We start from the raw sequence: 13,605 nt of genomic DNA on the forward strand, positions 1-13,605 counted from the left end.
AAACTGGCTGTGACGGGGGTAACTCGGTTTCAACAGTATGCGTGCGCGGTTGCGTTAGATAAAGTGACTACTTCTAACCTATATTCATTAGTTTCAGTTAGGAATCCATCATGCTTGACGTCCGCAGGCTTCGGCTGCTCCGCGAGTTAAGCATCCGGGGGACGCTGGCAGAGGTGGCTGAGGCACTGCAGTACAGCCCGTCGTCGGTATCCCAGCAGCTGGCCCTGCTGGAGAAGGAAGTGGGCGTGGAACTGCTCCGGAAGACCGGGCGGCGGGTGCAGCTCACACCCCAGGCGGAGGTGCTCGTGGCGCACACGGCGCAGCTGCTGGAAACCATGGAGCAGGCCGAAGCGGACCTGGCCGCGTCCCTGACCACAGTCACGGGGACGGTGCGGATCGCCGTGTTCCAGTCCGCGGCGCTGGCCCTGATGCCGGACACCCTCACCCGCATGGCCACCGCCTACCCCGAGGTCCGGATCGAGATGATCCAGCGCGAGCCCGAGACCGCGCTGCATGAGACATGGGCGCGGGACTTCGACCTGGTGATCGCCGAGCAATACCCCGGGCACGCCGCCCCGCGCTATCCGGAGCTGGACCGGGTAAAGCTGACCACCGACGCCATCCGGCTGGCGGTCCCCCCGGCGTCCGACGGCGGCCCGGCCATTCGCGGAATCGAGGACACGGCGCACCTCGCCTGGGTCATGGAACCGAGGGGTGCCGCATCGCGCCATTGGGCGGAACAGGCCTGCCGCAGCGCCGGCTTCGAGCCCGATGTCCGCTTTGAGACCGCAGACCTGCAGGCCCAGGCACGCCTGATCGAGTCCGGCAATGCCGTGGCCCTGATGCCGGACCTGGTGTGGACCGGCCGCGGCACCACGGCCCAGCTGCTGGAGCTTCCCGGCAAGCCGCACCGCACCATCTTCACCTCGGTCCGCCGCTCCAGCGCCCAGCGCCCGGCCATCCTGGCCGCCCGGGAGACCCTGGCTGCGGCCGCCGCCGCAGTGGCGAGGGACGACGCCGGGTGACCGGCCGCCGTCGTACGCACCCTTCCCTGCGCCGCCACACAGCACGTCGTTGCGCAGGTGCGCACCCTGCGCAGCGATCCCCGGCATCACTGCGCAGCAGCGTACGTGACTCTTGTGTTTCCTGCGTCACTGCGGGCAGAAGGCCGCAGGTCTAGACTGGAGCCGTTATGAATCGAACAATGTTCAAGTCCAAAATCCACCGGGCCACCGTCACGCACGCCGACCTGCACTACGTTGGGTCGGTCACCGTGGACCTTGACCTGCTCGAGGCCGCCGACATCCTCCCCGGCGAGCTGGTGTCCATTGTGGACGTCACCAACGGCGCGCGGCTTGAGACCTACACCATCGCCGGTGAGCGCGGCTCCGGCGTGATCGGCATCAATGGTGCAGCGGCGCACCTCATGCACGAGAACGACATTGTCATCCTCATCACCTACGCCCAGATGACCACCGAAGAGGCCAAGGCCTACGAGCCCCGCGTGGTCCATGTGGATGAAAACAACCGGATGATCCAGCTGGGCAACGATCCCGCAGAGGGCCTCACCCCCGGGATGATGCGCCCCCCTTTCGCGCTTAACAACGCCACCCTGTAACCGGAGCGTGCAACCCGGTCCTTTACTCCAGTGCGCCCAAAAGGCTGATCCTTGCTAGGGGTGCTGGCCGGGTTCTTCGTGGTCTGGTGCATCATCCTGGTGGGATGGTTCGTGGGCCGGCGGAGGATCCTGGGCGACAACGCCCGGCCCGTACTCAGCGGCCTCACCTTCTTCGTCGCCAGCCCGGCGCTGCTCTTCGAAACCCTCAGCAAGGCCCGGCTGCAGGAAGTATTCGCCGAACCGCTGCTGGTTACCGCGGCGGCGGCCATCACCACCGCCGGCATCTTCTTCGCCCTCGCCAGGTTCTGGCTGAAGCGGGCGCTCCCCGAATCGCTGATGTCCGCCATGTCAGCATCGCTGGCCAACTCGGCCAACCTGGGTATTCCCATCGCGGTATATGTCCTGGGCGATGCCAGCTACGTGGCCCCGCTGCTGATCTTCCAGCTGGCGTTCTTCACCCCGATGTTCCTGATGATCCTCGACTCGAGCACCAGCACGCACCGCACCACTGCCCTGGGCTTCCTCCTGATGATCCTGCGGAACCCCATGATTGTGGGCTCCGGCCTGGGGCTGCTGGTGGCCGGTACCGGATTCCAGGTTCCGGCGCTGGTGATGGAACCCATCCACCTCATTGGCGGCGCGGCGATTCCCGCCATGCTGATCGCTTTCGGGATGAGCCTGAACGGCACCCGCCCGCTGCAGGCCTCGGCCGGGCGGCGCGTGGACACCCTGCTGGCGAGCGGCTTCAAGCTGGTGGTCCAGCCGGCCCTTGCCTATGTTTTCGCGCGCTTCGCGCTGGGGATGGACGGCCATGCCTTGTTCGCGGTGGTGGTCACGTCGGCCCTGCCCACCGCGCAGAACGTGTTCGTGGCCGCCAGCCGGTACCAGACGGGGCTCACCGTGGCGAAGGACACCGTGCTGATCACCACCGTGGTGGCAGTGCCGGCGATGATCGGCGTCGCGCTTTTGTTGGCATAAGCCTGTAAATCTGTTGAACCGCACACCCAGCTTGGAGGGCTGATGAACACTGTTCTTGACACCGTGGTGATCGGCGGCGGCGCCATGGGCTCCGCCGCCGCGTGGGCGTTGTCCCGGCGCGGCCGGCAGGTAACGCTGGTGGAGCAGTTCGGTCCCGGGCACAGGATCGGCGCATCCCACGGGGCAACACGGAACCTGAACCCGGGCTACCACCGGCCCGAGTACGTGGACATGCTGGCCGAGGGGCTGGCCCTGTGGGACGAGCTGGAGCAGGAAAGCGGCACACAGCTGCTGGCGCGCACCGGGATCGTCAACCACGGCCCCGGCGGGGACCTCCAAAAGGTTTCGGCTGCCCTCACCGCTGCCGGGATCCGTGCCGAGTTCCTGGACCCTGCCGCGGCGCATGAACGGTGGCGCGGCATCCGCTTCGACCAGCAGGTCCTGCACATGCCCGACGGCGGCCAGCTCAACCCGGAAGCCGCGTTGCCCGCCTTCCAGCGGCTGGCCACCGCCCGGGGCGCCGAGATCAGGCACGACACCAAGGTGGTGGACTTTGTGGTGCTCGACGACGGCGTGCGGCTGACGCTCGAATCGGCTGCGGGCACCGAGGTGGTTACGGCAGCGCAGGCAGTGGTGACGGCAGGCGGCTGGACCGGGAAGCTGCTGGATATTCTCTCCGGCAACGCGTCAGACGCGGACGCTGGCAGGATCCGCCTACCCCGGCTCCGCGTGACGCAGGAGCAGCCTGCGCATTTCCGGGTGGCGGACGCCGGCGCCGTGTGGCCCGGCTTCAACCACTATCCGGGTCCGGACTACCGGGGCTGGTACTCCCCTGTCTATGGCATGCAGACTCCGGGCGAGGGCATCAAGGCCGGCTGGCATGGGGTGGGACCCGTGGTGGACCCGGACCACCGCGACTTCCGGCCCGAACCAACGCAGCTGGCAGCGCTGCAGGACTACGCGCGGCAGTGGCTGCCCGGCGTCGACCCCGATGACCTCGAGGCCATCAGCTGCACGTACACCACCACCCCGGACGAGGACTTCATCCTGGACCGGGTGGGGCCTGTGGTGATCGGCGCCGGCTTCTCCGGGCACGGCTTCAAGTTCACCCCCGTCATCGGACGGATCCTGGCCGACCTTGCCACCGGGGGCCGGCCCGCGCCGTCGATCTTCCGAGCCTCCCGGTAGTCATCCCCCGGCGGGCATCGCGCCAGCCGGCATTCCACTAGACGGCGCGGCCATGGCTGGAGCCGCCTTCGGGGCTGGACACGGGTTCCGGATCGACAGGTTCCTTCACAGGTTCTGCGGCAGGATCCGCTGTTTCGGCCTTGACGGCGGGCATGGCCAGCACCGCCGCGACGGTCAGCAACCCAGCCACCAGCGCGGCCAGGAACACAGCCCCGGACGCGGCCACCACGGTGGCGGGGTCCCCCTCGCCGCCGCTGCTGCGGCCGTAGATGGCGTTGGCCACGGCACCGAACACGGCCACGCCCAGCGCACTGCCGATGGAGCGGGCAAACATGTTGGTGCTGGTCACCACGCCGCGTTCATGCCAGGGGACGCTGGACTGGGCGGCGATCAGGGTTGGCGTGGCCAGCAGGCCCAGGCCGAGCCCGACGACGAAGCAGCTGACGGCGATCAGCGCAACGTTGGGGGCGCCGGCGGTCAGCGACAGGATCAGCAGGCCCGCCACGGAAATGGCGATGCCGATCAGGGCCGTGGACTTGAAGCCGATGCGCAGGTAGAACCTGCCGGCCTGCGAAGCGCTGAGGGGCCAGCCGAGGGTCAGGGCTGCCAGGGCCAGGCCGGCCACCAGGGGCGAGGAAGACAGTGCTCCCTCCAGGAAGGTGGGCACGTAGGAGGTGAGGCCGATCATCACCGTGCCAACCCCGAAGGACACCAGGGCGGTGGTGGCCAGCAGGCGCCGCGATACCACCCAGGAGGGCAGGATGGGTTCGGCCGCGCGCCGCTCCACCAGGAGGAACGCGGCCAGCAGGACTGCGCCCACCACGAAGACGCCAATGCTGATGGGCGAATTCCAGGCCCAGGCCTGGCCGCCCTGGAGGGCGCCGAGGATCAGCAGCCCCAGCGAGCCGGCCAAAAGCACGGCGCCGGCGTAGTCCACCTTGTGCTTGGCACGTTCCACGTTTTCGTGGAGCGTGCGGACCAGCATCCACCCGGCCAGCAGGCAGAGCGGAACGTTGACCAGGAAGATGCCGCGCCAGATGCCCAGCGCGGAGAAAATGCCGCCCAGGCTGGGGCCAACCACCGAAGAAACAGCCCACACGCTGGCCAGGTAGCCCTGGACCTTGGCGCGCTCCTGCAGGGTGTAGATGTCGCCCGCGATGGTGATGGACACCGGAAGCACCGCGCCGGCGCCCAGTCCCTGCAGGGCCCGGAAGGCGATCAGCGACGGCATGCTCCAGGCGACGCCGCACAGCACGGAACCCAGCAGGAACAGGCCAATGCCGGTCAGGATGATGGGCTTGCGGCCCGCCATGTCCGAAAGTTTTCCGTAGATGGGTACCGTGACTGCCTGCGCCAGCAGGTAGGCGGAGAACAGCCAGGGGAAGGACGAAAAGCCGCCCACGTCACGGACGATCGACGGCACGGCCGTGGCCACGATGGTGGAGTCGATGGCCACGAGTCCCGTGGACAGCATCAGTGCGATGAGGATGGGTCCGCGTTCGGACCGGAACCCCACTCCCTGGGCGCGGGCGGTCGTCATCAGTCTCGTTTCAGTAATGTGGGTCCCTGTTACCTCCACTCTACGTACCCACGACGGGAGCCGACTATCTCCTGCCCTGGTGTTCGTCCAGCAGCCGGGCACAGCGGATGAAACCCAGGTGCGAGTAGGCCTGCGGATGGTTGCCCAGGTGGGTCTCGGTGCCGGGGTCGTATTCCTCGGGGAGCAGCCCGGTGGGGCCGAAAAGGTTCACCAGCTGGTCAAACAGGTCCCAGGCCTCATCGATGCGGCCCACGGCCACGTACGCCTCGATCAGCCAGGTGGTGCAGATGTGGAACCCGCCCTCCAGGCCCGGCAGCCCGTCGTCGTACCTGTAGCGGAAGACCGTTGGCCCCACCCGCAGCTCCCGCTCCACGGCGGTGACGGTGTCCAGGAAACGCTGGTCCGTGACGTCCAGCAGGCCGGAGAGACCGATGTGAAGGACGGCGGCATCCAGGTCCGGGCTGTCGTAGGCAACAGTGTAGGACTTCGCGGACTCGTCCCAGCCCTCACGGAGCACTTCCGCACGGATCGTGGCTGCCGCCGGCGCCCAGGCCGGGTCCGGCTCCCGGCCGTGCCGCGCCGCGGTCCGCAGCGCGCGGTCCAGGGTCACCCAGCACATCACCTTTGAATACACGTGATGCCGTGCCGCCCGCCGGGCTTCCCAGATCCCGTGGTCCGGCTCATGCCAGCGGGCCAGGACCGCCGAGGCCATCTGGATCATCAGCTCCCAGTAGTCGTCGGCGAGCGCGCCCTCGCGTTCACTCAGCGAGTGGATGAGTTCGGCCACCGGCCCAAAGACGTCCAGCTGGACCTGGTGGTCCGCCGCGTTTCCGATCCGCACCGGACGCGAGCCCGCGTACCCGGGAAGGCTGTCGACCACGGCTTCCGTGGACAGCGGCGCGCCCGTCACCGAGTAAAGGGGGTGCAGCCATTCGGGGCCGGGTGCGTGTTCGAGGATCCGGCCCAGCCAGCCCAGGAATCCGGCTGCCTCCGCCGTGGAGCCCAGGTCCACCAGCGCATTGACGGTCATGGAGGCATCCCGCAGCCAGCAGTACCGGTAATCCCAGTTCCTGGTCCCGCCGATTCCCTCGGGCAGGGAAGTTGTGGGGGCCGCGAGTACGGCGCCCGTGGGTTCATGCACCAGGGCGCGGAGCACCAGCGCCGACCGCCGTACCAGCGAGGGCTTGACCGATGGCAGGGAAAGGTTCTGCACCCACTGCCGGCTATGGAGCGCCACCCGGGCCCGCCGTTCCGTCTCCCCGCCGGGGTCCGCGGACTGCGGTTCGGTGTCCCCGCAGCGGAGGTTGAGTACCACGGGCCCGTCCTGGAGGTTGACGGATGCCGTTGCCGTGGCATGGCGGCCGTCCGAGGTGATGCTGAACGCGGCGCCCGGCGCGAACAGGATGATGGGCTCCGAGGTGCCCAGCACATGCAGTTCCCCGCCCCGCGCCTCCATGCTGAACGGGGCGTTGGCGTAGTCCGGCCGCGGAGCAAACGTGATCCTGGCTGCGCCGTGGCCCGTCAGCACCCGGACCAGGCTGGTGATGCCTTCCGGTGCGGGCTCCAGGTAGTCGGTGACCGTGACGTCCGCCCAGCGGGTTTCGACAATCATGGTGCTGTCCACGTAGCGCTGTCCCAGCACCTGGGAGGCTTTGACCGGTTCCACCGAGAAGTGCCCGGCGGCATCGCCGCCCAAAATGTGGGCGAACAGTGAACCGGAGTCCGGCAGGGGGTGGCTCATCCAGCAGATCTTCGCGTCGGGCGTCAGCAGCGCGGTGGAGGAGCCGTTGCCGATCATCGAGTGGCGTTCAAGGCCAACCGCGTCCTCCCCGAACAGCCACGCCCGCCGCAGTTCGAAGAGGAACGCCAGGACGCGGGCGAAGGATTGGGGGTCGCGGAGGCGGTGCGGTGCTGCCGTCTCGCCCGGGCCCACGTGCAGCCCGAGGTCGGGCCCGCGCAGGGTGGCGATGGCCAGTTCGTCGCTGGCGGCGTCCCCGGCGAACATGGCCGCGCTGGCCCCCAGCCGGGACCTGAGGGTCTCCAAGGCCTCGCCCTTGGACGGTTCCACCACGGACAGGTCCAGCACGGAGCCGTCCACAATGAAGAACAGCCCGTGGGCAGCAGCGATCTGCCGGGAAATTTCCGTCACGGTCGCCACCACGTCCGGCCGGGCCGGCCGGGTGTGCACCGAAACTGCCACCGGTTTGCGTTCGATCCAGATGCCCTCGTGGAAGCCGACGGCCTCGTTGAGGGCGGCATTGACCTTTTGCAGGACGGACTCGGTGGCCAGGGTCTGCGCGTGGGCGAACCCCATGTCCGCTTCGGCGCCGTGCGAACCGATGAGGTGCACCTCCGCGGGCAGCCGTGACACCGCTGCCAGGTCACGCAGTGAGCGGCCCGAGATGATCGCCGCATGGGTATTGGGCAGCGCTGCCAGCGCACGAAGCGCAATGGCCGCGCTGCCCAGCGGGAGCGTCTCGGTGGAAATGCCTTCGGCGTCGCACAGCGTTCCGCCGTAATTGCAGGCCACCAGGAGGCTGGGGACGCGGGCCAGCACCTTGAGTTCCGTGAGCAGGGCGGGGGTCAGCCCGTTGTCCGCCGCATCGGACTGGATGAAGGCGCGCAGCATGTCCAGCGGAAGGGACCGTGTGAGCAGCGCGGAATCCGCCACGCTCTGGTTCAATGGCGTCGGCATCCAAAACCCCTTTGAGGCAGGGCCAGGCCGGGAACACAGCCGCACGGACGGTCCGCGGGCTACCGGTTGGCGCCCCGGGGTTCCGGGTGGATGACCCGGGGCACATCCCATCCTCAGCCCGGGCAGTTACCCCCGGAAGTCCCCTTCATTGCGTATGTGTAAAAGTCCGACCGGCCGAGTGGCGTTGCATGTTGCGCACCGCCGGCAAACCACAGCGGCTACACCCGGACCAGCCCGGCCGCCTCGGCCAGGAGTTCCACGGACCGCAGGCGCGCCTCCGTCCCCGGGCTCTGGTGCGCCACGATGAGTTCGTCTGCATCGGCGTGCTTTCCAAAGCTGTCCAGGTAGTCAATGACGACGTCGGGCGTCCCCACTGCGGAGTACGTCATCATTTGTGCCATGTGGCGTCCCTGCGGCGAGTCCAGGATCATGTCCGCCTCGTCGTCGGTGAATTCGCGGCCGCCGCCGAAGAACAGGGAGACGCGGGCGCGCTTGGTGGCCTGGAACATGGCCTGCGCCTCGGACGCGGAGTCGGCGGCGATGACGTTGACGCCGGCGATCACGTGCGGCGCGTCCAGCTGGGCGGACGGCTTGAACTCGCTGCGGTAGATGGCCACCGCGTCCTGCAAAGCGGCGGGGGCGAAGTGCGAGGCGAAGGCGTAGGGCAGGCCCAGCTGCGCGGCCAGGCGGGCGCCGAACAGGGACGACCCCAGGATGTACAGCGGCACGTTGGTCCCCTTGCCCGGGGTGGCCTCGACGCCCTCGATGCGGGTGGGGCCGGTCAGGTAGCCCTGCAGTTCAAGGACGTCCTGCGGGAAGCTGTCCGCGGACATCGGGTCCCGGCGCAGCGCCCGCATGGTGTTCTGGTCACTGCCCGGGGCCCGGCCCAGGCCCAGGTCGATCCGTCCGGGGTGCAGCGTTTCCAGGGTGCCGAACTGCTCTGCGATGGTCAGCGGGGAATGGTTGGGCAGCATGACGCCGCCGGCGCCCAGCCGGATGCTTTCGGTGTGCGCCGCCACGTGGGCGATCAGCACGCTGGTGGCGGAGGAGGCGATGGAGGACATGTTGTGGTGCTCGGCGTACCAGACGCGCCGGTAGCCAAGCTTCTCGGCGTCCTGCGCCATGGCCACGCTGCCTGCGAAACTCTCCGCCGCCGTCTGGCCTTTGCCGATGGTTGCCAGGTCAAGGATGGAGAGGGGAAGAGTCACGTCAGGTGCCGGCCTTTCAAAATGTTTCGTAGGGGGTGCCGGCCGGATGGCGGCGGGCACGTGATGCATAACGACGGCGGGCCCCGCCTTATTTCTGTGAGCTGGGGAATACTCAGCATACTGATGAGGTTGCCGCCCCTATGAGCCATGATTCAACGAAGCAGCTGGAACTGTCCGCAACGATCGACCTCAAGGACCTGGGAACCGTGCACCGGCTGGGTTTTGGTGCCATGCGCATTGTGGGTGACGGCGTCTGGGGTGAGCCCGCAGACCGGCAGGCCGCCGTGGCCGTGGTGCGCCGCGCCGTCGAACTCGGCGTGGATTTCATTGACACCGCCGACTCGTACGGCCCCAACATCAGCGAGGAAATCATTGCCGAGGCCCTCCACCCCTACAAGGAGGGGCTGAAGATCGCCACGAAGGTGGGCTTCACACGCACGGGGCCCAACAAATGGGTTCCCGTTGGCCGGCCGGAATACCTGCGCCAGCAGACGGAACTGAGCCTGCGCAAGCTGAAGGTGGACACACTGGACCTGCTGCAGCTGCACCGCATCGATCCCAAGGTGGACGCCGAGGAGCAGTTCGGCGTGCTGCGGGAGCTCCAGGACGAAGGCAAGGTCCGCGCCCTGGGCCTGTCCCAGGTGGGCGTGGCCGAACTCGAAGCCGCCGGAAAGCACTTCACGGTGTCCACCGTCCAGAACCGCTACAACCTGACGGACCGCAGCTCCGAGGACGTGCTGCGCTACTCCGAGGAGAACGGAATCGGATTCATCCCGTGGGCGCCGATCTCCGCCGGCGAGCTCGCCCGGCCCGGCGGACCGCTGGATGAGGCCGCCAAGCGCCTTGGCGCCACCACCTCCCAGGTGGCCCTGGCCTGGCTGCTGCGCCGCTCCCCCGTGATGATGCCCATCCCCGGCACCGGCTCCGTGCAGCACCTCGAAGAGAACATGGCCGCCGCAGGCATCACGCTCGATGACGATACGTACGCGGAGCTTGAAGCGGCCGGCAAGTAGAGCATCAGAGACAGGAGAAACACCATGGCAAACATTTTGATGGTCGTCTCGGCCGCGGATTCCCTCACCATGAAGGACGGCAGCGAGCACCCCACCGGCTACTGGGCAGAGGAACTGGTGGTGGCCCACCAGACCCTGACGCAGGCCGGCAACACCGTCCACGTCGCAACCCCCGGCGGCCGGAAGCCCACCGTGGACCAAGTCAGCCTGGCTGCCGAATCGGCCGGTGGCGAGGACCGGGCACAGGGCTTCCGGGACTACCTGGAAAAGATCGACGGCGAGCTGGCGCACCCGCTGGTGCTGGCCGACGTCGACGCCGCAGCGTATGACGCCGTGGTGATGCCCGGCGGCCACGGCCCCATGGCGGACCTGTACCAGGACGCCGACCTGGGACGCCTGCTGGTGTCAGCCAACAGGGACGGCAAGATCATTGCGCCGTTCTGCCACGGTCCGGCGGGGCTGCTGAGTGCAACGGACGACGACGGCGGGTTCGCTTTCAAGGGCCGGCGTTTGACGGTCTTCACCAACGAGGAGGAGCTGGGCGGCGGGACCGGGGAGAACACCCCGTGGCTGGTGGAGGATGCGCTGAAGGAGAAGGGCGCGGTGATCGAAAACGGTGCCGCCTGGTCCTCCAACGTGGTCCGCGACGGCAGCCTCATCACCGGGCAGAACCCGCAGTCCAGCGAGGACGTGGCCAAGGAAGTCCTGGCTGCACTGAGCTAGTTCAGCAAGCACAAACGGCCATAAAAGAGGGGACCAGTTCGCAATGAGCTGGTCCCCTCCTTGCGGCGCGCGTCATTGGGCGCCGGCCTTCAGACGACCCCCTGGTCAGACGGCGCAGCCCCCGTTCCCGATCGTGGGATCGATGGCCATGATCTGCTTCTGGATGTCCGCCAGTTGGGTTTGCAGGCTGGCTACCAGGAGTTTCTGCACCTTGATCGGATCCGCGTAGTTCCCCTTCTTGGCTTGGAGGGCCCGAAGAGTGTCCTGGGCAGCGGTAACCTGGGCGTCCACCGTGCTCAGCTGGCTTTGGAGGGCTGCGAGGTTTGCTTCCGCCGCGCTGATCTCCCCGTTGAGACTGCTGAGCTGGTCCAGTAAAGGCTTGACCCGGCCCTGCAGGTCAAGAACGTTGGCTTCGGCTTCGGCGATCTGGGCATTGAGCGACGAAATCCGGGCCACCAGGTCGTCCCCGATCTTGTTGAGCGATGCGATCTCCGCCGTTTTGGTGCCAACCGCGGTGTTTGCGGCGTCCAGGGTGGCCTGCAGTGCCGGAAGCTGAGCCTGAAGCGCTGAAATCTCAGCGTTCTTGCCGTCCACCGCGCCGTTGGCCGCCGCCAGAACATCCTTTGCCTGGGTCAAGGTGCCATTCAACCCGTCGAGGATTGCCCGCTGGTCTGTGATGGCCTGTTGGGCCTGCGCCACGTTTTCGGTGAGGGTGGGCAGGGCCGCTTCGAGGCCCGCCACCACCTGCTGCTGGGCCGTCACCGCGTCAGCAGCATCCTTCGCTGCCTGCTCCAGGGCCGGAAGCTGGCCCTGCAGGGTGGTGAGCTCCCCCTGTTTGGTGGTGACAGCCGCGTTGGCTTGGTTCACGGCATCCTGGAGTGCCGGCACCTGGGCCTTAAGGGTGGCAATGTCGTTCTGTTTTGCCGTCACCGCTGCATTCGCTGCATCCAGTGCTGCCTGCAGCGGCGCAGCGTTCTGCTGCAGGGTGCTGCTTTCCTGCTGCTTGGCCAGCAGCTGGGAGTTCAGGCTGTCCACCTGCTTTTGGAGGGTAGCCAGGTCGCCCTGAAGGCCGGAGATGGTGGCGCTCTTATCGGCGATCTGGCTGTTCACGCCATTCAACTGGACCTGGAGGCCATCGCGTTGGGCCTGGAGAGTTCGTTTCTTGATGGAATTTCCATTGATGGCGGCAATTTGACTGTCCAGGTCAGCGATCTGCCTCGTGAGATCGGCCTGCTGTGTCTGCAGTGCAGTCAGGTCGTTCTGGGCTTGGGCCAGCTCGGTCTGCTTCGAGGCGATCTGGCTGTTCACCGTGGCAATCTGGCCCTGGAGGCTGGTGATGCCGGCATTAACCGCGGCAATCTTGGCGGTGTTGTCGCTGACAGCCTTTGCTGCGGCCGCCGCATTGGTCTGGAGGGTCTGCAGGTCCGTCTGGGCTTTGGCGATCTCGGCGTTCTTGGCATCGAGGGCCGCCTTGGCAGTGGTGGCTGTGGACTGCAGGGTAGTGAGCTCGGCCTGTGCCGTCGCGATCTGGTCCTTTTTACCGGTGACGGCAGCGTTGGCGGCTGCAGCGGTTTCCTGCAGCCCGGCCAGTGTCGCCTTCGCAGTATCCACCTTGTCCTGTTGGGCCTGCAGCTCTGCTGCCGCAGTGTTTCCGGCTGCCACCAGCGCGTTCAGCTGGGTTTCGGCGTTGGCGACGGCCTGCTGCGCATCGTCCACGGCAGCGGCGGCCTGCAGCGCCTGCGCGGCCAGGGCTGTCAACTGATCTTGGGCCTGCTGGATCTGGATTTCCTTGGTGGCCAGGTCAGAGGCTGCCTGGTCCGCGGCCTGCTGCAGCGCGGAGAGCTCCGTCTGGGCGGCTGCGATGGCCTGGCTGTTGGCCACCAGGGCTGCTGCCACCTGGTCGGCCTGGGCCTGAAGGTCCGCGGAGGCGGCCTTTGCAGTTGCCAGTTCCTCCTGCAGCGGTGCCAGCTGGCTCTCCACGTCTGCCTTCTTGCCCTGAAGGTCGGTGATGGCCGTTTTCGCCGCCGCTACCTGCGTGGTGAGGCCTTCCTGCTCAGCGGTCACCTTGTCCAGTTCTGCCTGCGCTGCCGTTGCCTGGCTGTCCAGCTGCGTCTCCTGGGCAGCGAGGTCAGCCAGCGCCTTCTCCGCGTCGGCTTTCTGCGCTGCCAAGGCATCCGCCTGGGCCTGCAGTTTGGCCTTGTCGGCCTGCAAGGCAGCGATCGCGTCGGCGTTCTTCTTGGCGGCTGCTTTAAGAAGGTTCTCCTGGACGGCGCCACGGTGCGCCAGCTGGTTGACCACGCCGTTGCACATGCCGGTGCTGGAGGTTGTAGCGGCAACGGCAGGCTGGACCAGAACCATGCTGGTGGTGAGCAGCCCGGGCAGGACAACGGCGGCGGCCAGGCGCCGGGAAAGGGGGGACTTGGACGGGGAAGTGCGCATGCGAGCTCCTGTTGAGACCATTGCGGCGGCCAACTCTGGCCGCCTCATGGCCCAACCGTAGAGTCCGCCATAGGCGGAGAACACGCGTAGTCACCACCTGTCTTTTCCGGCCGGGTACTCGTTTTCTGATGGATCTGTGACGCGCCATGGGGGTAGTGGCCCGGGCTGGGCTGAAATGTGACCGCCGCGGTCCTCCGGTTAAC

General features: G+C 67.4%; 10 protein-coding genes. 6 read left to right on the top strand and 4 right to left on the bottom strand.

Features of this window, described 5'->3' with window-relative positions; all coding sequences use genetic code 11:
• Nucleotides 1-110: 110 nt before the first annotated feature.
• The 4 genes from LDO86_RS18765 (at nucleotide 111) to LDO86_RS18780 (ending at nucleotide 3,784) form a co-directional block, all read left to right on the top strand.
• Nucleotides 111-1,025 (top strand): LysR substrate-binding domain-containing protein, encoded by a 915-nt coding sequence (locus LDO86_RS18765; RefSeq protein WP_018769957.1) that lies wholly within the window; start codon nucleotides 111-113, stop codon nucleotides 1,023-1,025.
• 167 nt (nucleotides 1,026-1,192) lie between these two features.
• Nucleotides 1,193-1,618, top strand: coding sequence for an aspartate 1-decarboxylase (panD, locus tag LDO86_RS18770; protein ID WP_026265878.1), 426 nt, complete (start codon nucleotides 1,193-1,195; stop codon nucleotides 1,616-1,618).
• A 51-nt stretch (nucleotides 1,619-1,669) separates the two neighbouring features.
• Complete coding sequence (locus tag LDO86_RS18775) at nucleotides 1,670-2,596, top strand: AEC family transporter (protein WP_026265877.1); 927 nt, start codon at nucleotides 1,670-1,672, stop codon at nucleotides 2,594-2,596.
• A 42-nt stretch (nucleotides 2,597-2,638) separates the two neighbouring features.
• The gene (locus LDO86_RS18780) at nucleotides 2,639-3,784 is read left to right on the top strand and encodes an FAD-dependent oxidoreductase (protein WP_224084150.1); all 1,146 of its coding nucleotides are present in this window, start codon (nucleotides 2,639-2,641) and stop codon (nucleotides 3,782-3,784) included.
• A 37-nt stretch (nucleotides 3,785-3,821) separates the two neighbouring features.
• On the opposite strand, the gene LDO86_RS18785 is transcribed toward LDO86_RS18780, so the two are convergent.
• The 3 genes from LDO86_RS18785 to LDO86_RS18795 form a co-directional block, all read right to left on the bottom strand.
• A complete protein-coding gene (locus tag LDO86_RS18785) occupies nucleotides 3,822-5,324 on the bottom strand; it encodes an MFS transporter (protein ID WP_018769953.1) in 1,503 nt (500 codons plus the stop codon).
• Between the two features lie 64 nt (nucleotides 5,325-5,388).
• Nucleotides 5,389-8,019: a trehalase-like domain-containing protein gene (locus LDO86_RS18790; protein WP_026265876.1), complete on the bottom strand. Its 2,631-nt coding sequence runs from the start codon at nucleotides 8,017-8,019 to the stop codon at nucleotides 5,389-5,391.
• A gap of 218 nt (nucleotides 8,020-8,237) precedes the next feature.
• Entirely contained in the window at nucleotides 8,238-9,227 is a 990-nt protein-coding gene (locus LDO86_RS18795; RefSeq protein WP_018769951.1) for an LLM class flavin-dependent oxidoreductase, read from the bottom strand.
• Nucleotides 9,228-9,367: 140 nt separating this feature from the next.
• On the opposite strand from LDO86_RS18795, the gene LDO86_RS18800 reads away from it, so the two are divergent.
• Together LDO86_RS18800 and LDO86_RS18805 are read left to right on the top strand one after the other, a co-directional pair.
• Entirely contained in the window at nucleotides 9,368-10,240 is an 873-nt protein-coding gene (locus LDO86_RS18800) for an aldo/keto reductase (protein ID WP_018769950.1), read from the top strand.
• A 24-nt stretch (nucleotides 10,241-10,264) separates the two neighbouring features.
• On the top strand, nucleotides 10,265-10,963 hold the full coding sequence (locus LDO86_RS18805; RefSeq protein ID WP_018769949.1) for a type 1 glutamine amidotransferase domain-containing protein: 699 nt from the start codon (nucleotides 10,265-10,267) through the stop codon (nucleotides 10,961-10,963).
• Between the two features lie 105 nt (nucleotides 10,964-11,068).
• On the opposite strand, the gene LDO86_RS18810 is transcribed toward LDO86_RS18805, so the two are convergent.
• Nucleotides 11,069-13,402, bottom strand: a complete 2,334-nt coding sequence (locus LDO86_RS18810) for a hypothetical protein (RefSeq protein ID WP_020608497.1) — start codon at nucleotides 13,400-13,402, stop codon at nucleotides 11,069-11,071.
• Nucleotides 13,403-13,605: the final 203 nt, after the last annotated feature.

Source organism: Arthrobacter sp. StoSoilB19 (assembly GCF_019977275.1).
Classification (GTDB): Bacteria; Actinomycetota; Actinomycetes; order Actinomycetales; family Micrococcaceae; genus Arthrobacter.

Excerpts from the sequence above, each read along its gene's own strand:
- panD (WP_026265878.1), top strand. The coding sequence starts at position 1,193 with ATGAATCGAACAATGTTCAAGTCCAAAATCCACCGGGCCACCGTCACG.
- LDO86_RS18785 (WP_018769953.1), bottom strand. The coding sequence starts at position 5,324 with ATGACGACCGCCCGCGCCCAGGGAGTGGGGTTCCGGTCCGAACGCGGA.
- LDO86_RS18790 (WP_026265876.1), bottom strand. The coding sequence starts at position 8,019 with ATGCCGACGCCATTGAACCAGAGCGTGGCGGATTCCGCGCTGCTCACA.
- LDO86_RS18800 (WP_018769950.1), top strand. The coding sequence starts at position 9,368 with ATGAGCCATGATTCAACGAAGCAGCTGGAACTGTCCGCAACGATCGAC.
- LDO86_RS18805 (WP_018769949.1), top strand. The coding sequence starts at position 10,265 with ATGGCAAACATTTTGATGGTCGTCTCGGCCGCGGATTCCCTCACCATG.
- LDO86_RS18765 (WP_018769957.1), top strand. The coding sequence starts at position 111 with ATGCTTGACGTCCGCAGGCTTCGGCTGCTCCGCGAGTTAAGCATCCGG.
- LDO86_RS18780 (WP_224084150.1), top strand. The coding sequence starts at position 2,639 with ATGAACACTGTTCTTGACACCGTGGTGATCGGCGGCGGCGCCATGGGC.
- LDO86_RS18810 (WP_020608497.1), bottom strand. The coding sequence starts at position 13,402 with ATGCGCACTTCCCCGTCCAAGTCCCCCCTTTCCCGGCGCCTGGCCGCC.